This window comes from Desulfurobacterium thermolithotrophum DSM 11699, assembly GCF_000191045.1.
GTDB lineage: Bacteria > Aquificota > Aquificia > Desulfurobacteriales > Desulfurobacteriaceae > Desulfurobacterium > Desulfurobacterium thermolithotrophum.
In genome coordinates this window covers 805,722-830,448 of record NC_015185.1, presented here as the reverse complement: position 1 = coordinate 830,448, position 24,727 = coordinate 805,722, and the positions used below count along the sequence as shown (strand labels likewise).

Below are 24,727 nucleotides of genomic sequence, written 5' to 3'. Positions count from 1 at the left end.
TAATGGAAAACATTTATATAGAGTTTGAAAAAGCTCTAGAAGTTGTTCTATCTAATGTTCCTTCTCTTCCAACAGAAAAAATTTCTCTCTTTGATAGTCTTCATAGAGTTTTGGCTGAAGAGATACTGGCAGATAGAGATAATCCTCCTGCTTCTGTTTCTGCAATGGATGGCTACGGAGTAAGGTTTGAAGACATAAAAGCCGTTCCTGCAAGATTAAAAATCGTTGATGACATTCCAGCTGGAAAGCTCTCAAAGAGGAAAATAGAAAAAGGAGAAGCCGTTAAAATTTTTACAGGTTCTATTATTCCTGAAGGTTGTGATACTGTTGTACCGGTTGAATACACAAAGGAAGAAAACGATTTTGTTACGATAGAGAAAAATTTTCCAAAAGGTTCAAACATAAGAAAACAGGGAGAAGACTATAAAAAGGACTCTACGGTTTTAGAGAAAGGAACTTTTATTACTCCTATTGAAATGGGTGTACTTGCTTCCGTCAATAAAACTCACATAAAAGTTTCTGTAAAACCAAGAGTAGGAATAGTAGTAACAGGAAATGAGATTATAGAGCCTGGAGAGGAAATTAAAGAGGTATCAATGATTAGAAACTCTAATGCATACACTCTCTACGGACTTGTAAAAGAAGCTGGAGGAGAACCAGTTTATTTTGGAATTGTTGATGATGATAAAGAAAAAACTAAAAAGACACTTATTGAAGCATTTGAAATATGCGATTTGGTTGTCACTTCTGGTGGGATATCAATGGGAGACTACGATTTTATAAAGGCAATTCTTCCGGAAATTGGCGTTGAAACTCTCTTTTATAAGCTTAAGATAAAACCAGGGAAACCTGTTTTCTTCGGTAAAAGAGGAAAAAAGTTTATTTTTTCACTTCCAGGTTTTCCTGTTTCTACAGTAATAAACTTTTATAACTTTGTTTTTCCGTTTATTAGAAGAATGTTGGGAGCTCAAAGCATTTTTAGAAAAAAGGTAAAGGGCGTTCTTGCAGAAGAATTTAAAAGAAAAAAGTCTAACAGAATGGAATTTGCAAGATGTAAGTATGTTTATGATGTAGAGTCTGGAGAATATAAGGTCTTTCCTCTTAGAAAACAGGGTTCAGGAATTCTTTCAGCAATGACTGGAAATGTTGGGCTAATGGTTGTTCCAATAGGAACTGATTACATACCTACTGGAGAATTAGTAGATCTGATTCTTATTAAGGAACTATAGGTTTTTTAATAGAGGATAAAGGCTTGAGTAGAATAAATTATCTGCGAATTTCTGTTACAGATAGATGCAATTTTAGATGTAGATATTGCATGCCGGAAGGGACGAAGAAATTTATTCCCCATTCAGAAATACTTCGATATGAAGAAATAACAGAAATTGTTAGAGTTTTTACAGAATTTGGCATTGATTCAGTTAGACTTACAGGTGGTGAACCCCTTGTAAGAAAGGGAATTGAAAGTCTAATAGTCCAGATAAGGGAACTAGAAGAAATAAGGGATATATCTTTAACAACAAACGGCTTCTTTCTTTCAGAAAAGGTTAAGTCTTTGAAAGAACATGGATTAAATAGAGTTAATATTAGCATCGATACTTTGGAACCGGAAAAGTTTGGATTTATAACGGGAACTGGAGATACCAGAACCTTATCAAGGGTTCTTCATGGACTAGAAAAAGCAATAGAAGAAGGACTAAATCCAGTTAAAGTGAATACAGTTCTAATAAAGGGTTTTAACGATAAAGAAATCGAGTCATTTGTTAAATTATCGGAAAATTACGGAGTAGAAGTTAGATTCATAGAACTAATGCCGGTTGGAGGAAAGTTTTTTTCTAGGAAGAACTTTATTTCATCTACTTTAATAAAAAAGCAAATTGAAAAAAAGTTTGGAAAGCTTATTCCTGTTAAGACACGAGGAAATGGTCCTGCAAAATCTTTTATTGTGGAAGGAACAAATGCAAAATTAGGATTTGTTTCACCTATTAGTGAACACTTTTGTAATTCATGTAATAGAGTACGGTTAACCTCGGATGGAAAGTTGAGATTATGCCTTATGAGTGATAAAGATATAGATCTAAAGTCAATTATTAGAAATCCTAGTTATAGAAGACCTCACCTTAGGGAAGTAATCACTGAAGCACTTTTGAGAAAAATTAACATTGATGGAATTAGAGCTCTTGAAAATCGTGGATGTTTAAGAAAAATGTTTACAATTGGAGGATAGGTAGTAACTTTATTGGAGGAAATTTATGAAAACAATAGATATTACTACAAAGTTTGACACACTAAGAACTGCAAAAGCTGTTGGAAGAATAAAACTCTCTCCTGAAACAGTGAAAAAAATTCTAAACAAAGAAATTCCAAAAGGAGATGTCCTTTCTACTGCACAAATTGCAGGAATTATGGGGGCAAAGAAGACTGCAGAACTCATTCCTTTTTGTCATCCAATTCCCATTGATCACATAGAGCTAAAAACCAAAGTTGGTGAAGACTTTATTGAAGTTGAAGCAGAAGTTAAAGGAATTTGGAGAACTGGATACGAAGTTGAAGCAATGAACGCTGTTATGATGGCACTTTTAAACATATTTGATATGTGTAAAGGTTTCGATAAGAACATGGTTATAGAAGGAGTAAAGATTATTTTCAAAAGTGGTGGAAAGTCTGATTGGGGAGAAGACTTAAGTGGTTTAAAAGCAGCTGTTATCACTGTTAGTGATTCAGCCTATGCTGGAAAAAGAGAGGATAGGAGTGGTCTTCTTGCAAAAGAGATCTTAGAGCAGTTTAGAGCTGAAGTTGTTGGTTATACAATCGTTCCAGACGAAAAAGAAGCTATAAAAGAGGCTATCAAAAAGTTTAAACAAATGGAAGTAAACCTTATAGTTACAACTGGTGGAACTGGCTTTAGTAAGAGAGATGTAACTCCGGAAGCTACTTCTGAAGTCATAGAAAGGGAAATGGTAGGTTTTTCAGAAGCTATGCACATTCTTGGAGTCAGATTTACTCCAAAGGCTTTAATGTCAAGAGCAAAAGCAGGATTTTTAAGCGAAAACTCTATAGTTTTGAACTTACCAGGAAGCACAAAAGGTGTTAAGCAAAATCTTGAAATGCTTTTACCACTTGTAAAACATGCACTTAAAATGGCAAAGGGAGAAGGACACTGAAAGACGTTACAGTCTGTATTTTGGCAGGAGGTAAAAGTAGTAGGTTTGGAAAAGATAAGCTGTCCCAAAACCTTTATGGAAAACTTTTAATTGAACACGTTGTTGAAGCTACAAAAGGATTTTCTGAAATTCTAATTGTTGGGAAATTCCCTGATAAGTTTAGACATATAAAGAGTATTAAATTTGTGTTAGAACCTTTTACAGATTTTTCTCCAATTTATGGAATTATTACGGGATTAAGAGCTGCAAAAAACGAAAAAATTCTTTTCCTTCCGGGAGATACTCCTTTTTTAAAGGCTGAAGTTTTAAAAACTTTTTCAAGGGAGTTCCCACCTGCTGTCATTTCGGAAGGAGATAACCTTCACTCCTTGTTTTTCCTGATTTCAAAGTTTCAAATTTGTATTGTTGAAAAATTTTTAAAATCTAGAAAGCATAAAGTTTTTGATCTTCACTATTTAATGAAAAGTAAAAGAGTTGACGTTAGAAAGTTTTTGCATTTAGATTATCAAAAGAAAAGTCTTATAAACTTAAATACGAGGAAGGAGCTTTATGAGGTCATCAGTAGATAAACTTTTAGAAGAAATTAAAAAAAATTCAAATCCTGAAAATCTTGGAATGGTCCTTGTTCACAACGGGATAGTAAGAGAAATTTCAAGAACAGGAAAGAAAATAAAGGAGATGGAGCTCTCTTTTGATGAGGAAAAGCTAAAAAAGGTAGTATCTGAATTTGAAAAGAAAAAAGGAATTGAAGCAATTAAAGTTTGGATTAATAAAGGTAGATTAAAGATAGGCGATGACATTATGGTGGTTATTGTTGCAGGAAAGTTTAGAAAAGATGTTGTACCAGTTTTTGAAGAACTTTTATCAAAAATTAAAGAAGAAGTTGTAGTTGAAAAGGAAATTCAATCTTAGCTTTTAAAATTGAGGAGGGATAAATGGCTGTGAAAAAAATTAAAGATGGAATCTATTGGGTAGGAGCAATAGACTGGGATAGGGTTATCTTTGATGAACTTGTTACTCTTCCTGAGGGAACAAGTTACAACTCTTATATAGTCTTTGGAAGCGAGAAAACAGCATTAATTGATACAGTTGAGCCTTATAAAGGTGAAGAGCTCTTAAGAAACTTAAAAGAGCTCAAAGTCGAAAAAATTGATTACATTATTTCAAACCATGCAGAACAAGATCACTCTGGAATGATCCCCGAAATTCTTAAGCTTTATCCTGAAGCAAAGGTTGTAACAAATAGAAAGTGTAAAGACATGCTTATTGATTTTCTTAATCTTTCAGAAGATGTCTTTTTAGTAGTTGAAGATAAGGAAGTTCTTTCTCTTGGGAACAAAACTTTGCAGTTTTTTATGGCTCCTTGGGTTCATTGGCCTGAAACAATGTTTACTTATGCTGTTGAAGATAAAGTTCTCTTTACCTGTGATTTCTTAGGTTCTCACATTGCAACAAGTGAGCTTTTTGATACCTCTAATAGAAATAGAGCTAAAATTTATTTAGAAACCAAACGTTACTATTCAGAAATAATGATGCCTTTTAGAAATTTCATAAAAAAGCATCTTGCACTTATAGATGAATTAAAACCTGATATTCTTGCTCCAAGCCATGGAGTTGTAATAAAAGATACCGAGTCTGTATTGAATGCTTACAAGAAATGGATTTCAGATAAGGTTGATCCTCTCATTGTTATTCCTTTTGTTTCAATGCATGAAAGTACTCGCTGTATGGTCGAATTTTTAACCTCTGAGCTATGTGCAAGAGGTGTTACTGTAAGACCTTACAATCTCATAACTGCTGATGTTGGAAATATTGCGATGGACTTAGTTGATGCTGCAGGAATAGTCTTTGCATCGCCAACAGTTCTTGCAGGAGCACATCCGGCAGTAATTTCATTTGCATATCTTGTAAACGCTCTTAAACCTAAAACAAAACTTGCTACTATCATAGGTTCTTATGGTTGGGGAGGGCTTGTAACTGTTAAACACATTAAGGAAACACTAAAAAATCTAAAAGTTGAATGGATTGAACCTGTAATGGTTAAGGGATTTCCAAAGGATAGTGACTTTGAAAAATTGAGAGAACTAGCAGAGGAAATAGTAGAAAAAACAAAAGAGTACACGGAATAAATTAATAGATTATCTGTTTTCTTCTTTTCTTCTTCTCATCCTTTTTATCATTTCTTCTAGAGGAAGAGGGGTAGCTTTTATTCCTTTTGAAGGACAAAGATTAACACAGTGACCGCATCCACTGCAAAGCTCGGAATAAGCAGCAATAATATTTCCTTCCTCGTCAAGATCTCTTGTCTCACACATTTGGAGACACTGTTCACAATTTTGACATTTTTCTTTGTCTATAGTTTCTAAGAAAGCTGGAGTATAAAGGTATCCTCCGAGAGTCAGATATGCATAATTACCGTTTTCGTCTGAGAGAAGTTCATCTTCTTTAACTTCTACATTCTCCAAACTGGAGGAACATCCAGACTTTCACAAAAAAGCATTCTCAGGACAAATGATTTTGCATATTCCATCACCAATACAGAGCTCCCAATTGGAAAAAATAGCTACTAATTTTCCATCTACTTCCTCTAATTTAATACATCCTTGAGGACAGACTTCTACACACTTACCACAACCTGTACATTTTGAATAGTCAATTCCTCCAGGATATTGGGGAATAAAAAGAGAACCATCTTGACATAGAATCACTTGCCTTTTTACTTTATCAAGAATTTCCTGTTTTATATGTAACTTACAAATCTGATTCATATACTGTCTCCAAGACTATTTTCACATTATAAACATTATACAACTATAATCAGATAAACAACAATGATGTAGCTCAAATTGATTAATTAGAAATTTCTATTTTTAGTTCTTTTATTTTCTTTCTGAGAGTATTCCTGTGAATTCCAAGAATTTTAGCTGCTTTAACTTGATTGTAGTTACAGTATTTTAAAACTTCTGATATTAAAATCCTTTCAGCACTTTTTATAACAAGGTCATAAAGGTTATTCTTTTCCTTTTGCTCAACAGTAAAAATTTCTACCACAAAATTCCTTATTGCTTCTTCAAATGCAGGTTCTTTGCTGATAATAGCAGTAGGCTTTAAATCTTTTACATCGATGATATCAATAGGAGAAAGAAGCATAGCTCTCAAAATCATATTTTCAAGTTCTCTAACATTTCCTGGAAAGTCATAGTTTAAAAGCCACTCAACGGTACTTTCAGAAAGTTCTTTAACAGGAAGCTTAAATTCCTTAGAAAACTTCTTTATAAAGTAAACAGCAAGAGGAATTATGTCTTCTCTTCTTTCTCTTAGAGGAGGCAAGTTTATATTTACAACATTTAGACGGAAAAAGAGGTCTTCTCTAAAATTTCCCTTTTTTACTTCTTCTTCGAGATTCCTATTTGTTGCTGTAACAATTCTAACGTCAACTTTGATAGTTTTAGTTCCTCCTATTCTTCTTATTTCTTTTTCCTGAAGAACACGTAAGAGTTTCGACTGAAGAGAAAGTTCAAGTTCTCCTATTTCATCAAGAAAAATAGTCCCTCCATTTGCTTGTTCAAAAATACCTTTCTTACTTGATATTGCTCCTGTAAAGGCACCTTTTTCATAGCCAAAGAGCTCTGCCTCAAGAAGGTTAGGTGGAAGAGCTGCACAATTTACGGCTAAAAAAGGTCTATCTCTTCTTGAAGAATATTTGTGAATGGCTTTTGCAATAAGTTCTTTTCCTGTTCCGCTTTCTCCCGTTATGAGTATCGTTGCATTGCTTTTAGCAACTCTACCAATAAGTTTAAAGACTTCTTGCATTTTCCTGCTTGTTCCAATAATCTCATCTTCTACGCAAAAACTTTCTTCTTCTTCTTCTCGTTCCTGCAAACTTAACACTTTATCTAGGATGGACTTTATTTCTTCAAAAGAAAACGGTTTTGTAATGTATTCTATTGCTCCGTTTTCCATTGCTTTTATAGCATAATCCATAGTGCCATAAGCAGTTAAGATAACGATTGGAACATTCTTTACTTCCTTAAGTATCTCAAGTCCTGTTTTTTTTGGCATTCTTATGTCAACAAACGCAATGTCTATACTTTCTTTATTAAGAACTTCTATAGCTTTAATTCCATCTGAGGCCTCAATAACCTCATGACCTAAAGAAGAAAGGTATTTTTTTAAAACCACTCTTATACTCTTTTCATCATCAGCAATGAGAATCTTCGCCATCACTCCTCTTCATAGGAAGAAGTATAGTTATTTCTGTGCCAATTCCTTTTTGGCTCTTTACTTTTAAATCACCACCATGTCTTTTTATAATTTCAGATGTTATAAACGCACCTAATCCTGTACCGCTTTCTTTTGTAGAAAAGAAAGGTAGAAGAAAACTTTTTAGCTCATTTTCATCCATTCCAATTCCCGTATCTTTTATACGGATAAATATAAATCCTGAAGGTTGAATAGCATATCCTGTTTCTATCTTAATTAGTTTCTTTTCTGAGTCAGAAACAGCTTCAATAGCGTTTTTGAAAATGTTCATAATAGCTTGAGTGATTTTATCTCCATCTAAAAGAATTTCAGGAAGAGAAGGATCAAAATCGTAGACAACAGAAATTTCTTTTTCTGATAGCACAGGCTCAAAGAGTTTAACCACATTTTGAATAATTCTATGTATATTTACTTTACAAAAATTCAGTATGGAAAAGTCAAAGCTTTTAATAACATTGTCAAGAAGTCTTTCTATCCTTTCTGTCTCTTCAAGTAAAACTGTAATTAATTCTTCATCATATTCTTTTATCTGTGAAAAGAGTTTAGCGGCTCCTTTAATGCCACTTAAAGGATTTCTTATTTCGTGAGAAAGACCTTTTAGAAAAAATAGTATATCCTGATTAAAAGGATTTTCTTCTACAGCTTGGATAATAACCATAACGCCTTCAACTTTTGACGATACATAAAGAGGAGAAAACGTTAAATAATATTCTCCATCTCTAAAGCCAAAAATTTCCAGAAGGTCTGTATGAGCTTTTTTTATTTTTTCTTCTACTTCTTTTCTTTTTTGAAAGAATTCTGCAATTTTTTTACCTTTTAGATATTTAAAAGATTTATTAAAGAGAAGCTCAAACTTTTGATTTGTATAAGTTATTCTCCCTTCCCCATCAGTAATTGCAATGGGGAAGGGAAAAGAAAAAAGAAGGTCTTCTACTTTCACGTTATAGATAAACCTCCCTTACCGCCTTTTGGAAACTCTTTGATGTTTGATAGATCAAGACCGGTGCTTGGGAGCTCTATTCCTGCAGCTGCAGCCTTAAACTGCTGATGAAATTCCTTAAGTCTTGACTTATCCCCTACAGGAACGACTGCTGTTACTTGAGCTTTCATTATGAAAGCTTCTACAGGTTCGTTAGCAGTTGGATCAAGAGGCATTATAGTTGCCTGAGCTCCCTTTGTTGTCGGAACAAGAGCAAAAACTCCTGCATCTTTAATCTTTAGATACTCTTGTCCTATTTCTTCAAGAACTCCTATAATCCCTGAAGATGGTATTATGCTTTCTCCTCCTGCTGTTTGAATAAAAACAAGTTTTCCTTTAAGGTTCTCCATTCTTCCTCCCTACTTGCTCTGTTGTTGGGATACTAAATATAGTCCTATTGCAACAGCATTTGAAACATTTAAAGAGTTAACATGTCCCTTCATTGGAATAGTAACAGTATCGTCAAGTAGCTTGAGAGTTGTCTTAGATAGTCCTTTCCCTTCAGAGCCAGCCACAAGACCTAAAGGAAATGGAAAGGAGTAATTGCTTATACTTTTGCCTCCAGATTCAAGCCCAATGAGCCAACCACCTGCTTCCTTGAATTTCTTAAGAGCTAATCTAAAACTTGAAACAATCGAAAAAGGAATGTAAAAAACAGCTCCGGTAGAAGCTTTAACAACAGTATTTGTTATTGTAGCACTTCTATCCTTTGGAAGAACTATTCCAGCTACTCCAAATGCATCTGCTGATCTAAAAATTGCACCAAGATTGTGAGGGTCTTCGATTCTATCAAGAAAAAGAAGACAGCCATTAGTTTCAAGAGCTCTTTGAACGAGTTCTTCAAAATCTTTTGGTTCTACAGGAGAAATAACTGCAACTATTCCTTGGTGTTTTTCAGTTTTAGCAAGTTCAAAAAGCTTCTTTTTTCCAACCTTTACTATCTTAATTCCCCTTTTTCTTGCAAAAGGAAGAATTTTTTCTCTATCTCTAAAAGTTTTTTCAGCATAGATCTTTAAGACTGGATATCCAGCCCTTAAAGCTTCAGCTACAGGATTGACTCCATAAACAACCATTATCCACCAACCTTTAAATCATCTTTTGTTCCTTCTTCACCATCAGGACCAGGAGAAATAAGAGTAAAATGTTTGCCGTCAGAAACATAAATAAAACTATTTCCCCAAGCATCCTTAGGGATTTTTTCTAAATAAGGTCCTTTCCAGTTTTTAGGAATAGGTTCTTGCTGTGGTTTTTCTACAAGTGCTTTTAATCCTTGATCCGTGGTTGGATAGAAAGAGTTGTGAAGTTTATAAAGTTTTAAAGCCTGTTCGATATTTTTCATTTGAACTTCAGTTGTTGTAACTTTTGCTTCTTCTCCTCTTTTTAAAAATTTTGGTGCAACAAGAGCTGCAAGAAGTCCTAAAATAACAATAACAACCATTAGTTCTATAAGAGTAAATCCTTTCCTTCTTTTTCTCATCTAAAAGCCTCCTAATATTTTTTTACAAACCTATAAAAATTTTCAAGAAGCTTTAAACCTGCTTTTTGACTTTTTTCTGGATGAAACTGAGTGGCCAAAATATTTTCTTTTTCAATGGAAGAAGTAAAGAAAATTCCATAATCTGTTTCTGTTAACTTAACCTTTTCATCTTTTGGTTTTACATAAAAAGAATGAACAAAGTAGAAAAACTCTCCTTCCTTTATTCCTTCAAGTAAAGTAGATTCTTTCTTCTTATAAATTTGATTCCAGCCCATATGAGGAATTTTATACTCCTTTGAAAGTTCGAACCTAACAACTCCTCCTTTTATGAATCCAAAACCTTGAGTTTCTCCAAATTCGTAACTCTTTTCAAAAAGAAGTTGAAGTCCAAGACATATTCCCAAAAGAGGTTTTCCCTTTTCAACTTCGCGTATAATAGTTTCCCAAAGACCTTTATCTTTAAGGTTTCTCACAGCGTCCTTAAAAGCTCCAACTCCCGGAAGAACAAGTCCTTTCGCGTCTTTTAGTTTTTGTAGTTCATCAGTAACAACAACGTCTGCTCCAATATGCTCTAAAGCTTTGCTTACACTTCTAAGGTTTCCCATTCCGTAATCTATTACTGCTATCACTTTATCCCTCCTGGAATAGAACCAAGCAGATACTTTAAGTCATCATCTCCAAAGAGAACACCTGTACCAACGAAAAATCCTCTATATTTATGGTATAGAAGTTCATCTCCACCAAAGTATAGATACCAGTTTTTATTGAGATTGTACCTTAAGCCAATTCTAAGGTGCGGAGGAATTGTTTTTCCATCTAGTTCTTTTCTTCCTGCATCCCAAACGTCAGAAAAAATCATATACTTATCGTTATATATGTAGTCTAATCCGATACCTCCTGTACTTTCTTTAAGTCCTCCTCTTAAAACAAACTTGCTTCCAGGATGGAGCCATTTATCGTTAAAGACTTTTGCATACTGTAGAGTAAATTCTGTCTTATAGTTCTTTACTATTTCCTCTCTTCTTTCCGTTGTACCATCGTATGTTATGTAGTAATCTTTTTTGTCTACTTTTCCTTGTGAATCTCCAACAACTTCTAATAGATAGTAATGGTCTTCTGCAGGAAGTATTTTTAAAGATAAAATACCTCTTGTATCTCCAGTTCTTGTATTTACATCTCCTCTAAATCCTATAAAAGTTTTAGTAGTTTGAAACTTATCTGCCACCTTTCCAAGAGTTTCAGTAGTTTTAGATAGATTTTTATAAAGAGTTTCATCGTTAAAGAGTTTTCCAATTGTTCCTTTTCCTTCATTAACCTTTGTAAGAAGTTCTTTAAACTCTTTCGATGTGCTCTTTAGGTTTTTCGTTATCTCTTGAATGTTTTGAAGGTTTTCCTCATTTAAAAGTTTTTGAATTTGAGATGTTAACTTGTCTATTTTCTCTGCGATTTTTGGAGCTCTCTCTGAAACTTCTCTAAGGCTAACAATAGTTTCTCTAATATCCTGTCTATTTTCAACGGCTATTTCTGAAAGCTGAGTAGTAAGAGAGTTTACATTATCCATAATTTGCGGAAGTTCTTCTTTTAAAGTAGAAGAAAGGACAAGAGCATTTTCTAAAACTTCCTTGATTGTCTTTCTGTTTTCTTCCATCATACCGTTTAGGTTGTTTACAGCCTTATCAATGTGAGAAGTAAGCTGGGAAATCTTGTCCATTATAACGGCAAGTCGGTTTTCCCCATTAGGCGTTATTAAGGCATTGTTAAACTTTTCAATAGTCTCGTACAAAGCACTTATAAGCTCATCTATTGATGGGGAATCCTGTGTCTTCTCAATTACTGCTCCTGAAGGAAGTTCTGGATTTAGTGGTGAACCGGGATTAAGCTCTACATACTTTTCTCCCATAAGTCCCATTGTTTCTATTCGTGCAGATGCATCTTTGTAAAGCTTAACAGGCTTTAAAAAAATAATCTCGACAATGGCGCTGTTTTCTTTTACTTTTATGCCTATTACTTTTCCAACCGTAACTCCAGCGACTCTTACAGGAGCATCTTTCTCTAGTCCTGCTACGTTTTTAAACTTTATGTAGTAGTGTTTTTCTGAAATACCTCTTTTAAACTTTAAAGGTTCTAAAGTTGTAGCAATTACTCCTAATCCAAGAAAACTTAAAACTACAAAGGCTCCTACTTTTGCTTCAAGACTTAGTTTCTTAGCCATTTCCTTGCTCCATTGCTATGGTTATAGGTCCTTCCGGTTCCCCATTGATGAACTGTTTGACAACAGGGTTTTCGGAATGTTTTATCTCTTCAGGAGTTCCAATTTGAACTATCTTTCCGTTCCAGAGAATAGCGATTCTATCTGCAATTCTAAAAGCACTGTTAACATCATGAGTAACTACAATACATGTTTTTTTGAATTCCTTCTTCAACCTAAGAATCAATCTATCAAAAATTACAGTCATAACAGGATCAAGTCCGGAAGTCGGTTCATCGAAAAGAATGCACTTTGGGTTCATACAGAGAGCTCTTGCAAGGGCTACTCTTTTTTTCATACCTCCTGAAAGCTCAGATGGATAATGATCTTCTGTACCAGAAAGTCCTAAAAGGGAAAGATAGTATCTTGCCTTTTCTCTTGCTTCTTTTTCCTTAATTCCTTTCTTTTCAATTAGGTAAAAAGCTACGTTATGCCATACTGGAAGGGAATCAAAGAGAGCTCCATGTTGAAAGACATAAGTCAAAGTTTCACGAAATCTAACCAATTCCTCTTCATCAAGATTCAAAATGTCCATTCCATATACAACAACTTTTCCGCTATCTGGTTTCATGAGACCTGCAATTTGCTTTAGCAGAACACTTTTTCCTGTTCCTGATGGTCCCATAATTACAAAAATTTCTCCATCGTAAACGCTAAATGTAATTCCGTCATGGACAACGTTTTCTCCAAAGGATTTCTTTAAGTTTTCAACGATAATTACTTCTTTCATAGGTCAAAAAACCTCAAAATAAAAGTTATTAAATAGTCAAATATGAGGATTGATATAGAAGAAACTACAACTGCTTTAGTTGTGGATTCTCCTACTCCTTTTGCTCCACCTTTTGTAAAGTATCCGTATAAACAGCTTATAGTTGCAATGAGAAATCCAAAAATGGCAGCTTTAATAAGTCCATGATAGACGTCATTCATTTCTGCTAAATTTTGGGTATACCTGATATAAAGCGTTTTATTGATGTTGAAAACAACCACACTAACGATATAACCACCAATATAACCTACAATGTCAGAAATAATTGTTAAAAGAGTAACAGCAATAACCGATGTATAAACCCTTGGAGTAATTAAGTATTTTATTGGGTTAACTGCCATCATCCTAAGTGCGTCTATTTGCTCGGTAACTTTCATCGTTCCTATTTCTGCAGCCATAGCAGAACCAGATCTTGCTGTGATAAGAAGAGCAGTTAGAACAGGTCCAAGTTCTCTTGCCATAGATATTGCTACAACTCCTCCAATCATATACTCAGCATTAAACCTGTGGAAAGCTTCGTACGTTTCAAGAGCAATAACACCTCCAGTAAAAAGAGATGTAATTGCTATTACAGGAAGAGAGCCTGTTCCAATGGAAGCAAGTTGATATAAATAATGTTTGAATCTTATTGGTTTTCTAAATGCAAGAACTATTGCCTTTACTGAAATAATTAGCCAACTACCCCAAAACTCAAGGAAATTTATGGTTACTCTGCCGATAGCTTCTAAAAGCTTAAACAATTTCAAACTCCGCTATATTGTTAATATCAGATTAATCAAATTTACCTAAATTATATCAGCATCCTCTTCCTTCTCCTTGTTAAAATTGTAAACTTTGATTCACAAACTTATCATAAATTCTCTAAGGAGAGAGAAATGGCTGAAGAAAGAATAGTTGAACAGAGAAAAGAGAAAATTGAAAGACTAAAAGAGCTTGGCTATGAACCTTACGCTTACAAGTACGAGGTAACAACTACTGCAAAAGAGCTCCTTGATAAATTTGGAAGACATAAAGAAGGAGAAGACAAAGAAAAAGAACAATTACCGGAGGAAGAATTTTCTCTTGCCGGAAGAATAGTCTCTATGAGAGTCATGGGTAAAGCTGCTTTTTTCCACATTCAGGACGGAACTGAAAAAATTCAGTGTTACGTTAGAAGAGATTTAGTAGGAGAAGAGTTTTACAACAAAATCTTCAAAAAATTAATTGATATAGGTGACATAGTTGGAGTTAAGGGAAAGCTTTTCAGAACACGAACTGGAGAGTTAACTCTTGAAACTTTCCAGATAACACTTTTAACAAAATCTCTTAGACCTTTGCCTGAAAAATGGCACGGTCTTACAGACGTCGAAAAGAGATATAGACAAAGATATCTTGATCTGATAGTTAATCCTCAGGTAAGAGAAATCTTTAGAACAAGAACAAAGATAATAAAGAAATTGAGAGAGTTTTTAGACAGTAAAGGATTTATGGAGGTTGAAACTCCTATCTTGCAGCCGATAGCATCAGGTGCAGCTGCAAAGCCTTTCATCACTCATTACAATGCTCTTGACATAGATGTTTATCTTAGGATTGCTCCTGAACTTTATCTAAAAAGACTTTTAGTTGGTGGTTTTGAAAGAGTTTACGAGCTTGGAAAGAACTTCAGAAATGAAGGAATTAGTACAAGACACAACCCAGAGTTTACAATGGTAGAGTTCTATATGGCCTATGCAGATTACAACGATTTGATGGAACTAACTGAAGAGCTCTTTGAGTACTTGCTTGACGAAATTTTCGGTAAAGGAGCAAGAGAAATAGAGTATCAAGGAACTAAACTCTCTTTCAAAAGACCGTTTAGGAGAATTTCCTATCTTGAAGAGCTCTCAAAGAAAACAAGTCTGACAGAAGACGAGCTCCTACACGATGAAGAAAAAGTGCTTGAAAAAGCAAAGGAAGTAGGAGTTGAGAATGCAGAAAAACTTTCCCACTTTAAAAGAGTTCAAGAGCTCTTTGAAGCCTTAATAGAACCAGAGCTTATTCAACCGACCTTTGTTATAGATTTTCCTAAAGCAATATCTCCGCTTGCAAAAGAAAAAAGAGGAAACCCTGAGCTTGTTGAAAGATTTGAGCTTTTTATCTTTGGTAGAGAAATTGCTAACGCTTACACAGAGCTTAATAACCCAGAGGAACAGGAAGCAAGATTTAGACAACAGCTTGAAGAAAAGGCAAAAGGTGACGACGAAGCAATGGAATACGATGCAGACTTTATAACAGCTCTTGAGTACGGAATGCCTCCAACGGCTGGAGAAGGAATAGGAATTGATAGACTCGTAATGCTCTTTACAGATAAAGATTCAATTAGAGAAGTTTTGCTTTTCCCTCAGCTAAGACCGGAAAAGAAGCACCACGTAGAAGAAACTAAAGACTCAAACTAAGTATTAAGGGGGACTTTCCCCCTATAATTTTTGGAGAAAAACACGTTATGAACCAACTTGTTAGATGGTTATCTCTTAGAGGACTAAAACTAAAGAAAGGTTATCTTTCCTTTGCCCTCTTTATTGCTATATTAGGTGTTGTTGTTGGTGTAGCAGCTTTGATAATAGTAAACTCCGTAATGACGGGATTTCAGGACGCTATAAAAGAAAAACTCCTTTCAAGTAACGCAGATATCATTGTAATGAAAAAAAGCGGGGCTTTTTATGAGTACGACTATGCCGAAAGAAAGATAAAAGAACTTTCTCATGTAAAAGGAACAGAACCTTTTATACATATTCCTGTCATGGCATCATCAACTGACATTTCTTACGCTTCAGGAGCTTCTTTAAGAGGTTGTGATCCCAAAAAAGAACCTACAGTTACAGATATACCTCGCAAACTAATTTTAGGAGATTGGCAACTATTTGAAAATACAAAAGACGGAGTAGTAGTTGGTAGGATATTAGCAGACAACTTAGGAATTACAATTGGAGATAGGATAACTCTCCTTTCTCCAATGGGAAGAAAAACTCCCTTTGGAATTATTCCAAGAACCGCTTCCTTTAAAGTTGTAGGAATATTTGAAGTTGGGATGTATCAATTTGATTCAGGACTTATTTTAGCTCATATAGACGAAGTTAGAAAAAAGTTTGGCCTTGGAAATATCGTAACAGGAATAATGGTAAAGCTTGATGATCCCGAAAATGCAAAGATAGTCGAGAGAAAAATAGAAGAGACCTTAGGTAATGAATTTATAGCTCAGGACTGGATAAGCCTTAATAAGAGTCTTTTTTCAGCTTTAAAGTTGGAAAAACTTGCCATGTTTTTAATTTTGACACTTATAGTCATAGTTGCTTCTTTTAATATATCAAGCTTACTGATGATGAACGTAAATGCAAGAGCAAGAGATATAGCCATACTTAAAACCGTAGGAGCTCTTGATAGTTTCATTTTAAAGGTTTTTATTCTGCAAGGGTTTATAATTGGTGTAATTGGAACAATTGTCGGTGAGGTAATAGGAATTGGAGTATCTATTTTAGGAGAAAAGTATAAGCTTATTCCTCTTCCTCCTGATGTCTATTACATTGACCATCTTCCATTTAAACTCCATATTTCAGACTGTATAGTTGCTGCAGTATCAGCTATACTGATAAGTGTTCTTGCTACTATCTACCCTGCAAGAAAAGCTGCAAAAACAGAACCTGTTAAAGTCTTGAGAATGGGAGAAAACTAAAATTGGAAAAACAAAAGAAAGTTAAAGGTATTCTAAGAAAGGCAAGGATGAAAGATGCAGAAAGAATACAGTTTCTTATAAACGAGTATGCTAAGCAAGGGCTTATGCTTCCTCGTTCTATTAACAGTATTTACGAACACATCAGAGATTTTTGGGTTTATGAAGAAAGTGGAAAAATTCTTGGAGTATGTGCTCTAACTATTTTCTGGAATGACCTTGCAGAAGTTCGCTCTCTTGCAGTTGATCCGAAGCACTTAAAAAGAGGTATAGGCACAGCTCTTGTAAAAAAAACCTTGGAAGAAGCCAAAGAATTCGGAATAGGGAGAGTTTTTACACTGACTTATCAAGTAAGGTTTTTTGAGAAGTTAGGATTTAAGGTAATAGATAAAAACTCCCTTCCCCATAAGATTTGGAGAGATTGTATAAACTGTGTTAAGTTTCCAAACTGTGATGAAACAGCAATGGAAATAGAAATTCTCAAAGGAGAGAGGGAACAATGACACCAGAGGAACAGCTTAGGATTATAAAAAGAGGAACTGCAGAAATAATTGGTGAAAATGAACTTCTTAAAAAGCTTAAAGAGAAGAAAGTTCTTTACGTAAAAGCTGGATTTGATCCAACAGCGCCGGACTTACATCTTGGACATACAGTTCTTCTTTGGAAATTAAGGGATTTTCAGGAGCTTGGACACAAAGTCTATTTTCTTATTGGTGACTTCACTGCAATGATTGGAGATCCAACAGGAAAGTCTGAAACAAGACCTCCTCTTACAAAAGAAGAAGTTTTAAAGAATGCTGAAACCTATGCTCAACAGGTCTTTAAAATACTTGATCCGGAAAAAACAGTAGTTGTTTTCAACAGTGAATGGCTTGATAAAATGACAGCTACAGACCTTATAAAACTCTCATCTAAATATACTGTAGCAAGAATGCTAGAAAGGGACGATTTTTCTAAGAGATTTAAGGAAGGAAGGTCTATCCATATTCATGAATTTATATATCCTCTTTTACAAGGTTACGATTCAGTAGCACTAAAAGCAGATGTTGAGTTGGGAGGAACCGATCAAAAGTTCAACTTACTTATTGGAAGACATCTTCAAAGAGAATTTGGGCAGGAAGAACAAACTTGCATAATGATGCCAATCTTAGAAGGACTCGATGGCGTGCAGAAGATGAGCAAATCTCTTGGAAATTACATAGGAATCTTGGAGCCTCCTGAAGAACAATTTGGAAAAGTTATGAGAATTTCAGATGAACTAATGTGGCGCTACTATAGACTTGTTACAAGAGTTTCAGAAGAAGAAATAGAAGAAATGGAAAAGGCAGTTAGAGAAGGAAAACTTCACCCAATGGAAGCAAAGAAAAGATTGGCAGAAACAATAGTTAGAACTTTTCACGGTGAAGATGCCGCAAGAAAGGCAAGAGAGCATTTTGAAAGAGTTTTTTCTAAAAGAGAGCTCCCAGAAGAAATACCAGAGCCGGAAATTTCCATACCGGAGAATCCAGTATGGCTTCCAAGACTTCTTAAGGAAGCAGGTCTTGTAAAATCAACATCTGAAGGAAGAAGACAAATTAAAGGTGGTGGTGTAAGAATAGACGGTGAAAAAATAACAGACGAAAACTTAAAAATAGACGTCTTAAAGAAGGAATTTATCCTTCAAGTAGGAAAGAGAAGATTTGCAAGAATAAAGCCTGAAAAAGTAACAATTACATCTGAAAACTAAAATTTAGCTGTATGCGCGGGGATTACCCCGTGCATAGTTAACTTTAAGAGGGAAGGTTGAGAAACATTCTTATCTTTCAAACGGCATTCTTAGGAGATTTGATTCTTACTTCTTCTTTAATAAAGTCTATAAAGAAGAGTTTTCCAGAAGCTAATGTCTCTATAGTTGTTAGAAAAGGTTTTGAAAGTGTATTTCAAGGGTTTTCCTATGTGTCAGAGATTATCTCTTACAATAAGAAAGGTTTTTTAAAATTTTCAAGACTTTTAAAAGAAAAGAATTTTGATCTTGTAATTTCTCCTCATCGTTCTCATAGAACTTCACTACTTCTTTTCTTGTCCAGGATAAAAAGAAGAATAGGTTTTAATACTTCAGGGTTTAGTTTTCTTTACACTGATAGAGTTAAATATAGACAGGGTAAGGAAGTTCATGAAATTGATAGGAATCTCGATCTGTTATTGCCTTTAAAAGATGAGTTTTCTGTTGTTGTAGATAAAAAGCCAGAACTCCCAATATCTAATTCTGAATCAAAAGTAACTCTTGAAAAATTTAACTTGAAAAAAGACTACATAGTTCTTGCCCCAGGCTCAGTATGGAAAACAAAAATGTGGCTTTCAGAGTATTATGGAGAAGTTGCTAAGTACTTCCTAAAAAAAGGAAAAAATGTTGTTTTAGTAGGCTCAAAAAGTGATTTGGAACCTTGTACAAAAGTTCATGAAATAGCAGAAAAGAGAACTATTAATCTATGTGGAAAAACGACACTGAGAGAATTCTTTTCAGTTATAAAAGAAGCACAGCTACTTATTTCTAACGATTCTTCGCCTGTTCACGTTGCAAGTTGTTTTAATATTCCTGTTGTTGCAGTTTTTGGAGCAACAGTAAAAGATTTTGGTTTTTATCCTTATAATAAAGATAAAGGAGTAGTTGCAGAAATTGACTTATACTGCCGTCCATGTGGAATTCATGGTGGGAGAAGGTGTCCAGAAGGTCACTTTAGGTGCATGAAAAATCTAAAACCGGAAATTGTTATAGAAAAAGCTGAAAATTTACTTAAAAAGTAATATTTTCATTTTCCCAATTTTTGAAAATTGATGATATATTTCTCTAATCCAAATTCATTTGCAGGAGGCAGTTAAATGAACATACGTGTTACTCCTCTGGACACTCAGCCAGTCAATGGTGCTGAGATTGAGATTGTAGAAAGAAAGGGGCTTGGCCACCCAGACACAATATGTGATGCTCTTGCAGAAAAGCTTTCCGCAGAGCTCTGTAAGTTCTACTACGAAAAGTTTGGTTTTGTTCTCCATCACAACGTTGATAAAAATCTTTTAGTTGGTGGAAGTGCAATTCCTAAGTTCATGGGAGGAGAAGTAACAGAACCTATAGAGATTTTTCTGTCCGGTAGAGCTATTAAAGAATATAAGGGAGTGAAAATCCCTGTAGAAGAATTGGCAGTAGAAAGTGCAAAGAAATGGTTGAGAGAAAATATCCATGCTATAGATCCTGAAAAAGATGTAAGAATATACACTTACATTAGACCTGGTTCTGTAGATCTTGTAGACATTTATATGAGACAGTTAAAGGAAGGCGTTCCTCTTTCTAATGACACTTCTTTTGGTGTTGGTTATGCACCTTTTGATGAAGTAGAAAATGTTGTTTATCACATTGAAAAAAAGCTTAATAGTAAAGAATTGAAGAAAATACACCCTGAGCTCGGGGAAGATATTAAGGTAATGGGAGTTAGAATTGGCGAAACAATAAAGGTAACGATTGCCTGTGCGTTTGTTGATAGATATATCAAAGATATTAATGACTACGTTGAAAAAAGAGAAAACGTTAGGAAAATTGCCTATGATGTAGCTACTAAGTTTACAAATAGAGAAGTTCAAATATACGTTAATACAGGCGACGACATAGAAAACCAAAACGTTTATATAACTGTTACAGGAACTTCTGCAGAAGCTGGTGATGATGGAGAAGTAGGAAGAGGTAACAGAGTAAATGGTCTTATTACTCCATATAGACCTATGAGTCTTGAGGCTGCAGCCGGTAAGAATCCAATAACTCATGTTGGAAAACTTTATAACATTACGGCAAACGAGATAGCCAAAGCTGTTATTGAAAATATTCCTGAAATAGAAGAAGCTTACTGCTATATGGTTAGTCAGATTGGTAAACCTGTTAATGAACCGCTTGCTGTTGATGTAAAGATAAGAACTTCTGAAAAACCTGAAAGTTTCCAATCAAGAATAGATACTATCGTTAAGGACTGCCTCTCTGAGATGAAAAATACTTGGAAAAAACTTGTTGAAGAGGAAATAACAGTTTATTAATTAGATTTGTATTTCTATCTTCTAACCCTCCCTATTTAGGGAGGGTTTTATATTTTTTGTAAATTTGCAAATCGAGCATATATTTAGTTTTGGACAGTAGAATACGGGGGTGACTGGTTTCGACGGGGATGCAAAGGTTCAGGTAGTGGCACGCCGAGGAGCCAACCTCGTAAAAAAGGCACCCAAGATAGTTGCCAACGAAGAACTTGCTCTCGCTGCCTAATTAACGCAGCGACGTCCCCCGGAGCTTAGCCCATCGGTTCCGGGTAGGGCGCCAGAGAGATGGGCTGGGTTACCACCTTCGCCTTCGAGGTGGTAGCCGAGAAAAGAGAAGGCTGGCTCCAGGGCGCCTGCCTGTGGGCTAACCCTGGAGTGAGAAAGCAAAACACAGGCTAAGCGTGTAGAAGCTACCTGAACCGCATCTCCGGACGCGGGTTCGAATCCCGCCACCTCCACCAACAAATAAAGAGAAAAAAGTGATTAGTGAAGTGTGAACTTGGTTAGCATTCTTTCAAAATCACTAATACCAACTGCTACTTTTCTATCTGGAAAAACAAAAACAGGAGTTCCTGTTATTCCATATCTTCTCAAGATATCTGAAACTGTCCAAACCTTTAGTTTTCCTGTATCACATACATCTAGATTTTCTTCTAAACTAAAGAGATCATTAATATTTTTTTTCTTACAAACCGCGTTAGAAGCAGCGGCTATTTCCTTTTTGCTAAAACCGACCATTACAAAGCTTAAACGGAATTTTTTTGCCAATTTAGTTAATTTTTGCTTATTTTCTTGGCAAGCTTTACATAAAGGATTAGTAAGGACAATTATCTCTTTACCACTTCCAATAGAAAAAAGAACGTTCCTTTTTAAAATGCCATAGTCTTTAAAAGAAAGGACAAAAGAAGGAATCTTTAACAAAATTCCTTCTATTAGAAACCTTTTATCATGGGATAAAAAGAAGGTTTCTCCTTCATGTGTAGAAATTTTGCAAGCGGAAAAGCTTTTCAGATTTTTAATTTCTTTAATAGTTAAAGGTGTCTTTAGTGTTCTATTAAGTATAGCCTGTGCTTCTGAAAAACTGGGACATTCCTGTGCTACTGAGTTATAAAACGAGAAAATCATTATCATTATGGCTATAATACTTTTCATCTTTTTCCTCCTTGCGGTTGGAGACCCCTTCCGTCAGGGAGAGGAAGAGACCGCACTTGAAAGTTTGCAGGTATTGAAGTAATATATGAATATGAAACTGCAACGCACTCTTAAACTTGTTCTTAAACCTACTGAAGAACAGAAACAAACACTCCTTGAAACCATTGAGCAGTATAAGTTTGCCTACAACTATACTTGTAAAGTTGGTTGGAGTGCAAAAACTTGGAACGGGATTGAGCTCCACAAACTTACCTATTACACGGTAAGAGAAAAAACCTCTCTCCCTTCTCAACTCGTTATTTCTGCAAGGGTTGTAGCTACTGAAAGCCTCAAATCTGCAATCAAGAGAAAGAAGAAAGGACTCAAAAGCAAATGTCCTCAGAGCAACAATCCTGCTATCCGTTATGATAGGCGTTCCTATACTGTTTGGCTGGAAAGAGAAGAAGTCTCCCTCGCTACCGTTAAAGGAAGACAGAAGTTTAAGGTAAAAGTTCCTGATTACTTCAAGCAATACCTTGACTGGAGAGTTACTTCTGCGAATCTCAAGTATGACAAGAGACTTAAAAAGTTCTTTCTCAACATTACCTGTGAAAAGGAATTCCCCGATGTAGAACCTGTTAACTACTTTGTCGGAGTTGACCTTGGTCTCCGTAACCTTGCGGTAGTTTCTACTCCTGACGGAAAAATTAACAAGTTCTTTGATGGGGGACACATAAGGGCAGTTTCCGAAAGATATTTTGCACTTCGCAAGAGATTGCAGTCCAAAGGCACTCCTTCTGCAAAGAGGCACCTCAAGACACTTTCCCAGAAGGAGAAACGGTTTCGGACTGCTATTAACCATAGGATAGCAAAGGAGATAGTTAGCCTTGTTCCTGCTGGTGGAGTAATTGTCCTTGAGAAGCTCAAAGGAATCAGGAAAAGGATTAAGGTTAACAAGCAAAATAGACGCTGGATACACAGCTGGAACTTTGCACAGCTCCAGCAGTTTATAGAGTATAAAGCTCAAGCTAAGGGAATAAGAGTGGTCTATGTAGATGCACGCTACACCTCTCAAAAGTGTAGCAGATGCGGACACATTTCTCGTTCTAACCGAATTGACCAGTCTCACTTTGTCTGCAAACATTGTAGTTACTCCCTTAACGCTGACCTTAACGCCAGCAGGAACATAGTTAAAAACTATCTGGCTTCTCTCCAAAGAGGAGAAGTCGGGACTGGGAGTGGTATATCCCTCCCAGTGGGGCGCTGTCAACCGTCCCAATGTAGCGGTGCTACCTGGTAGCATCAGCTACAAGCTCCTTCCGTCAGGGAGGAGTAGTTGACTCTATCTCCATTGTGACTAACTATAGATAAATTCTTTTCAAGAATATTTTAACCTATACTTTTCCTGTGGCTATTTTGGCTTTAAAGTTTATAATTAAACTGGTTTTGATAAAACAGAAATTTTTAAAAGAGGAGGCAAGAAATGAAAATAACATACACTCATGAACTTCCTGCCAACAAAAAAGGAGATGCTCTTGTAATTGGAGTTTATGAAGGATTAAAAAATCTTACAAAAGAAGAAGTAGCCCAGCTTAAAAGCTTAAGTTTTTCAGGTAAGTTAGGAGAAGTTGTAACTGTTCCCGGTACAGAAAACTTTAAAACTTTAATCTATGTAGGGCTTGGTAAAAAGACTGAGCTTAAGACTGACGTTGTAAGACTTGCAGCAGCAAAAGGAATAAAGAGTGCAAAGAGAATAAAAGCTAAAAAAGTAGTCTTTGAACTTTTTGGTGTGGACAAACTAAAAGAGAAAGCTGCAAAAGCTCTTGCAGAAGGAATTGTACTTGGCAATTATTCTTTCAATAAGTACAAAAGTAAAGAAGAAGAAAAGTTTGAGTTAGAAAAAGTAACTGTTGCTGGTGAAAAAGAGTATAAAAAAGATTTTGAATCTGGTTATGTCTTGGCTGAAGCTGCAAACTTTACAAGAGATATAGTAAATGAACCAGGAAATGTAGTAACTCCTGAAAAGCTTGCAGAAATCGCAAAGGAGCTTTCCGAAAAGTACGGTTTCAAGTGCAAAGTTTTTAAGGAAAAGGAACTAGAAAAGAACAAAATGTTTGGAATTCTTACAGTAGGAAAGGGAAGTAAAAATCCTCCTAGATTTATTCATATAACTTACAAACCTAAAAATCCTAAAAAGAAAATTGCAATCGTTGGGAAAGGTGTAACCTTTGATAGTGGTGGACTTAACATAAAACCAGAACAGTTTATGAAAACGATGAAATCAGATAAAGCTGGTGCTTGTGCAGTTCTTGGAATAATGAAAGCAGTTGGAGAACTAAAACCAGATGTGGAAATTCATGCTCTTATTCCGACCGTTGAAAATATGCCAGGTGGAAAGGCTTATAGACCTGACGATATTATTGTTTATAAGAATGGAAAAAGCGTTGAAATCCACTCTACAGATGCTGAAGGAAGGCTTATACTGGCAGATGCTCTTATTTACGGTTCTGAACTTGAACCAGATGTAATGATTGATATGGCAACATTAACTGGGGCCTGTGTAGTTGCTCTTGGATACTATACTTCAGGACTTTTTACAAATGATGATAAACTGGCAAATACTTTCCTTAAACTATCAGCTGAAACCGGCGAGAAAATGTGGAGAATGCCATTAGATGAAGATCTAAAAGAAGATATTAAAGGAGCATATTCTGACCTTCAAAACGTTGGAAAGACAAGATACGGTGGAGCAATAACAGCTGCTCTCTTTTTACAGAACTTTGTTGATTTTGAAAAAGTAAAATCTTGGGCTCACATTGATATTGCAGGTCCTGCATTTCTTGATAAGGAATGGAAATATTATTCTCCAGGAGCTACAGGACAGCCTGTAAGAACTGTCGTTGAATATATAGTTTTGGAAAATTAGTTGTTAAGTTTGAATATGAACTGAGGGTGTTT

At 35.3% G+C, this 24,727-nt stretch carries 26 protein-coding genes and 1 other RNA gene; 15 read left to right on the top strand and 12 right to left on the bottom strand.

The features are described 5' to 3' along the window. Positions 1-2: 2 nt before the first annotated feature. From DESTER_RS04240 to DESTER_RS04215, 6 genes are read left to right on the top strand one after another with little or no spacing between them, the layout of a single operon-like run. Positions 3-1,229 carry a molybdopterin molybdotransferase MoeA gene (locus DESTER_RS04240; protein ID WP_013638420.1) on the top strand — a complete coding sequence of 409 codons (1,227 nt, stop codon included), beginning with the start codon at positions 3-5 and terminating at the stop codon, positions 1,227-1,229. A gap of 23 nt (positions 1,230-1,252) precedes the next feature. Further along, positions 1,253-2,227, top strand: coding sequence for a GTP 3',8-cyclase MoaA (moaA, locus tag DESTER_RS04235; RefSeq protein WP_013638419.1), 975 nt, complete (start codon positions 1,253-1,255; stop codon positions 2,225-2,227). A gap of 25 nt (positions 2,228-2,252) precedes the next feature. Further along, complete coding sequence (gene moaCB, locus DESTER_RS04230) at positions 2,253-3,164, top strand: bifunctional molybdenum cofactor biosynthesis protein MoaC/MoaB (RefSeq protein ID WP_013638418.1); 912 nt, start codon at positions 2,253-2,255, stop codon at positions 3,162-3,164. A gap of 20 nt (positions 3,165-3,184) precedes the next feature. Next, positions 3,185-3,733, top strand: a complete 549-nt coding sequence (mobA, locus tag DESTER_RS04225; protein ID WP_041737405.1) for a molybdenum cofactor guanylyltransferase — start codon at positions 3,185-3,187, stop codon at positions 3,731-3,733. Beyond that, positions 3,714-4,076: a molybdenum cofactor biosynthesis protein MoaE gene (locus DESTER_RS04220; protein ID WP_013638416.1), complete on the top strand. Its 363-nt coding sequence runs from the start codon at positions 3,714-3,716 to the stop codon at positions 4,074-4,076. The genes mobA and DESTER_RS04220 overlap by 20 nt, the downstream gene beginning before the upstream one ends. Positions 4,077-4,099: 23 nt before the next feature. Then, positions 4,100-5,293 (top strand): FprA family A-type flavoprotein, encoded by a 1,194-nt coding sequence (locus DESTER_RS04215; protein WP_013638415.1) that lies wholly within the window; start codon positions 4,100-4,102, stop codon positions 5,291-5,293. A gap of 9 nt (positions 5,294-5,302) precedes the next feature. Here DESTER_RS04215 and DESTER_RS08320 read toward each other — a convergent pair whose 3' ends face one another. From DESTER_RS08320 to DESTER_RS04160, 11 genes are all read right to left on the bottom strand, one after another. Next, entirely contained in the window at positions 5,303-5,629 is a 327-nt protein-coding gene (locus tag DESTER_RS08320) for a 4Fe-4S dicluster domain-containing protein (protein WP_013638414.1), read from the bottom strand. Between the two features lie 21 nt (positions 5,630-5,650). Then, complete coding sequence (locus DESTER_RS04205; protein WP_013638413.1) at positions 5,651-5,932, bottom strand: ATP-binding protein; 282 nt, start codon at positions 5,930-5,932, stop codon at positions 5,651-5,653. An 82-nt stretch (positions 5,933-6,014) separates the two neighbouring features. Beyond that, complete coding sequence (locus tag DESTER_RS04200; RefSeq protein ID WP_013638412.1) at positions 6,015-7,388, bottom strand: sigma-54-dependent transcriptional regulator; 1,374 nt, start codon at positions 7,386-7,388, stop codon at positions 6,015-6,017. Then, a complete protein-coding gene (locus DESTER_RS04195) occupies positions 7,366-8,367 on the bottom strand; it encodes a two-component system sensor histidine kinase NtrB (protein WP_013638411.1) in 1,002 nt (333 codons plus the stop codon). The genes DESTER_RS04200 and DESTER_RS04195 overlap by 23 nt, the downstream gene beginning before the upstream one ends. Beyond that, positions 8,364-8,756 (bottom strand): hypothetical protein, encoded by a 393-nt coding sequence (locus DESTER_RS04190; protein ID WP_013638410.1) that lies wholly within the window; start codon positions 8,754-8,756, stop codon positions 8,364-8,366. Before DESTER_RS04190 ends, DESTER_RS04195 begins: the two co-directional genes overlap by 4 nt. A 9-nt stretch (positions 8,757-8,765) precedes the next feature. Continuing rightward, on the bottom strand, positions 8,766-9,479 hold the full coding sequence (rlmB, locus tag DESTER_RS04185; protein WP_013638409.1) for a 23S rRNA (guanosine(2251)-2'-O)-methyltransferase RlmB: 714 nt from the start codon (positions 9,477-9,479) through the stop codon (positions 8,766-8,768). Continuing rightward, a complete protein-coding gene (gene gspG, locus DESTER_RS04180; RefSeq protein ID WP_013638408.1) occupies positions 9,479-9,883 on the bottom strand; it encodes a type II secretion system major pseudopilin GspG in 405 nt (134 codons plus the stop codon). Before gspG ends, rlmB begins: the two co-directional genes overlap by 1 nt. A gap of 11 nt (positions 9,884-9,894) precedes the next feature. Next, positions 9,895-10,512, bottom strand: a complete 618-nt coding sequence (gene hisH, locus DESTER_RS04175; protein WP_013638407.1) for an imidazole glycerol phosphate synthase subunit HisH — start codon at positions 10,510-10,512, stop codon at positions 9,895-9,897. Next, positions 10,509-12,095: an MlaD family protein gene (locus tag DESTER_RS04170; protein WP_013638406.1), complete on the bottom strand. Its 1,587-nt coding sequence runs from the start codon at positions 12,093-12,095 to the stop codon at positions 10,509-10,511. The genes hisH and DESTER_RS04170 overlap by 4 nt, the downstream gene beginning before the upstream one ends. Further along, positions 12,088-12,861 (bottom strand): ABC transporter ATP-binding protein, encoded by a 774-nt coding sequence (locus tag DESTER_RS04165; protein ID WP_013638405.1) that lies wholly within the window; start codon positions 12,859-12,861, stop codon positions 12,088-12,090. The genes DESTER_RS04170 and DESTER_RS04165 overlap by 8 nt, the downstream gene beginning before the upstream one ends. Beyond that, the gene (locus DESTER_RS04160) at positions 12,858-13,640 is read right to left on the bottom strand and encodes an MlaE family ABC transporter permease (protein ID WP_013638404.1); all 783 of its coding nucleotides are present in this window, start codon (positions 13,638-13,640) and stop codon (positions 12,858-12,860) included. Before DESTER_RS04160 ends, DESTER_RS04165 begins: the two co-directional genes overlap by 4 nt. A 135-nt stretch (positions 13,641-13,775) precedes the next feature. Between DESTER_RS04160 and lysS the strand changes: the two genes are divergently transcribed. The 7 genes from lysS (at position 13,776) to ssrA (ending at position 21,099) form a co-directional block, all read left to right on the top strand. After that, positions 13,776-15,314, top strand: coding sequence for a lysine--tRNA ligase (gene lysS / locus DESTER_RS04155; RefSeq protein ID WP_013638403.1), 1,539 nt, complete (start codon positions 13,776-13,778; stop codon positions 15,312-15,314). A 47-nt stretch (positions 15,315-15,361) separates the two neighbouring features. Beyond that, positions 15,362-16,588 carry an ABC transporter permease gene (locus tag DESTER_RS04150; RefSeq protein WP_013638402.1) on the top strand — a complete coding sequence of 409 codons (1,227 nt, stop codon included), beginning with the start codon at positions 15,362-15,364 and terminating at the stop codon, positions 16,586-16,588. A gap of 2 nt (positions 16,589-16,590) precedes the next feature. After that, complete coding sequence (locus DESTER_RS04145) at positions 16,591-17,088, top strand: N-acetyltransferase (RefSeq protein WP_013638401.1); 498 nt, start codon at positions 16,591-16,593, stop codon at positions 17,086-17,088. Then, positions 17,085-18,311, top strand: a complete 1,227-nt coding sequence (gene tyrS / locus DESTER_RS04140) for a tyrosine--tRNA ligase (protein ID WP_013638400.1) — start codon at positions 17,085-17,087, stop codon at positions 18,309-18,311. The genes DESTER_RS04145 and tyrS overlap by 4 nt, the downstream gene beginning before the upstream one ends. A 56-nt stretch (positions 18,312-18,367) precedes the next feature. Next, positions 18,368-19,369 carry a lipopolysaccharide heptosyltransferase II gene (gene waaF, locus DESTER_RS04135; RefSeq protein ID WP_013638399.1) on the top strand — a complete coding sequence of 334 codons (1,002 nt, stop codon included), beginning with the start codon at positions 18,368-18,370 and terminating at the stop codon, positions 19,367-19,369. 75 nt (positions 19,370-19,444) lie between these two features. Continuing rightward, on the top strand, positions 19,445-20,641 hold the full coding sequence (locus DESTER_RS04130) for a methionine adenosyltransferase (RefSeq protein WP_013638398.1): 1,197 nt from the start codon (positions 19,445-19,447) through the stop codon (positions 20,639-20,641). A 105-nt stretch (positions 20,642-20,746) separates the two neighbouring features. Then, positions 20,747-21,099, top strand: a transfer-messenger RNA (tmRNA) gene (gene ssrA, locus DESTER_RS08170). 22 nt (positions 21,100-21,121) lie between these two features. Here ssrA and DESTER_RS04120 read toward each other — a convergent pair. After that, entirely contained in the window at positions 21,122-21,790 is a 669-nt protein-coding gene (locus DESTER_RS04120; RefSeq protein ID WP_013638397.1) for a thioredoxin fold domain-containing protein, read from the bottom strand. A 91-nt stretch (positions 21,791-21,881) separates the two neighbouring features. Between DESTER_RS04120 and DESTER_RS04115 the strand changes: the two genes are divergently transcribed. Beyond that, positions 21,882-23,069 carry an RNA-guided endonuclease InsQ/TnpB family protein gene (locus tag DESTER_RS04115; protein ID WP_244829509.1) on the top strand — a complete coding sequence of 396 codons (1,188 nt, stop codon included), beginning with the start codon at positions 21,882-21,884 and terminating at the stop codon, positions 23,067-23,069. Between the two features lie 183 nt (positions 23,070-23,252). Next, complete coding sequence (locus DESTER_RS04110; RefSeq protein ID WP_013638395.1) at positions 23,253-24,695, top strand: leucyl aminopeptidase; 1,443 nt, start codon at positions 23,253-23,255, stop codon at positions 24,693-24,695. The last annotated feature ends 32 nt before the right edge of the window (positions 24,696-24,727 follow it).

What these genes read in the sequence shown, in the direction of transcription:
- DESTER_RS04170 (WP_013638406.1), bottom strand. Translation starts at nt 12,095, where the DNA reads ATGGCTAAGAAACTAAGTCTTGAAGCAAAAGTAGGAGCCTTTGTAGTT.
- DESTER_RS04200 (WP_013638412.1), bottom strand. Translation starts at nt 7,388, where the DNA reads ATGGCGAAGATTCTCATTGCTGATGATGAAAAGAGTATAAGAGTGGTT.
- DESTER_RS04115 (WP_244829509.1), top strand. Translation starts at nt 21,882, where the DNA reads ATGAAACTGCAACGCACTCTTAAACTTGTTCTTAAACCTACTGAAGAA.
- DESTER_RS04110 (WP_013638395.1), top strand. Translation starts at nt 23,253, where the DNA reads ATGAAAATAACATACACTCATGAACTTCCTGCCAACAAAAAAGGAGAT.
- DESTER_RS04190 (WP_013638410.1), bottom strand. Translation starts at nt 8,756, where the DNA reads ATGGAGAACCTTAAAGGAAAACTTGTTTTTATTCAAACAGCAGGAGGA.
- DESTER_RS04240 (WP_013638420.1), top strand. Translation starts at nt 3, where the DNA reads ATGGAAAACATTTATATAGAGTTTGAAAAAGCTCTAGAAGTTGTTCTA.
- DESTER_RS04120 (WP_013638397.1), bottom strand. Translation starts at nt 21,790, where the DNA reads ATGAAAAGTATTATAGCCATAATGATAATGATTTTCTCGTTTTATAAC.
- DESTER_RS04150 (WP_013638402.1), top strand. Translation starts at nt 15,362, where the DNA reads ATGAACCAACTTGTTAGATGGTTATCTCTTAGAGGACTAAAACTAAAG.
- lysS (WP_013638403.1), top strand. Translation starts at nt 13,776, where the DNA reads ATGGCTGAAGAAAGAATAGTTGAACAGAGAAAAGAGAAAATTGAAAGA.
- DESTER_RS04165 (WP_013638405.1), bottom strand. Translation starts at nt 12,861, where the DNA reads ATGAAAGAAGTAATTATCGTTGAAAACTTAAAGAAATCCTTTGGAGAA.
- moaCB (WP_013638418.1), top strand. Translation starts at nt 2,253, where the DNA reads ATGAAAACAATAGATATTACTACAAAGTTTGACACACTAAGAACTGCA.
- DESTER_RS04220 (WP_013638416.1), top strand. Translation starts at nt 3,714, where the DNA reads ATGAGGTCATCAGTAGATAAACTTTTAGAAGAAATTAAAAAAAATTCA.
- gspG (WP_013638408.1), bottom strand. Translation starts at nt 9,883, where the DNA reads ATGAGAAAAAGAAGGAAAGGATTTACTCTTATAGAACTAATGGTTGTT.
- rlmB (WP_013638409.1), bottom strand. Translation starts at nt 9,479, where the DNA reads ATGGTTGTTTATGGAGTCAATCCTGTAGCTGAAGCTTTAAGGGCTGGA.
- DESTER_RS04130 (WP_013638398.1), top strand. Translation starts at nt 19,445, where the DNA reads ATGAACATACGTGTTACTCCTCTGGACACTCAGCCAGTCAATGGTGCT.
- DESTER_RS04215 (WP_013638415.1), top strand. Translation starts at nt 4,100, where the DNA reads ATGGCTGTGAAAAAAATTAAAGATGGAATCTATTGGGTAGGAGCAATA.
- tyrS (WP_013638400.1), top strand. Translation starts at nt 17,085, where the DNA reads ATGACACCAGAGGAACAGCTTAGGATTATAAAAAGAGGAACTGCAGAA.
- DESTER_RS04205 (WP_013638413.1), bottom strand. Translation starts at nt 5,932, where the DNA reads ATGAATCAGATTTGTAAGTTACATATAAAACAGGAAATTCTTGATAAA.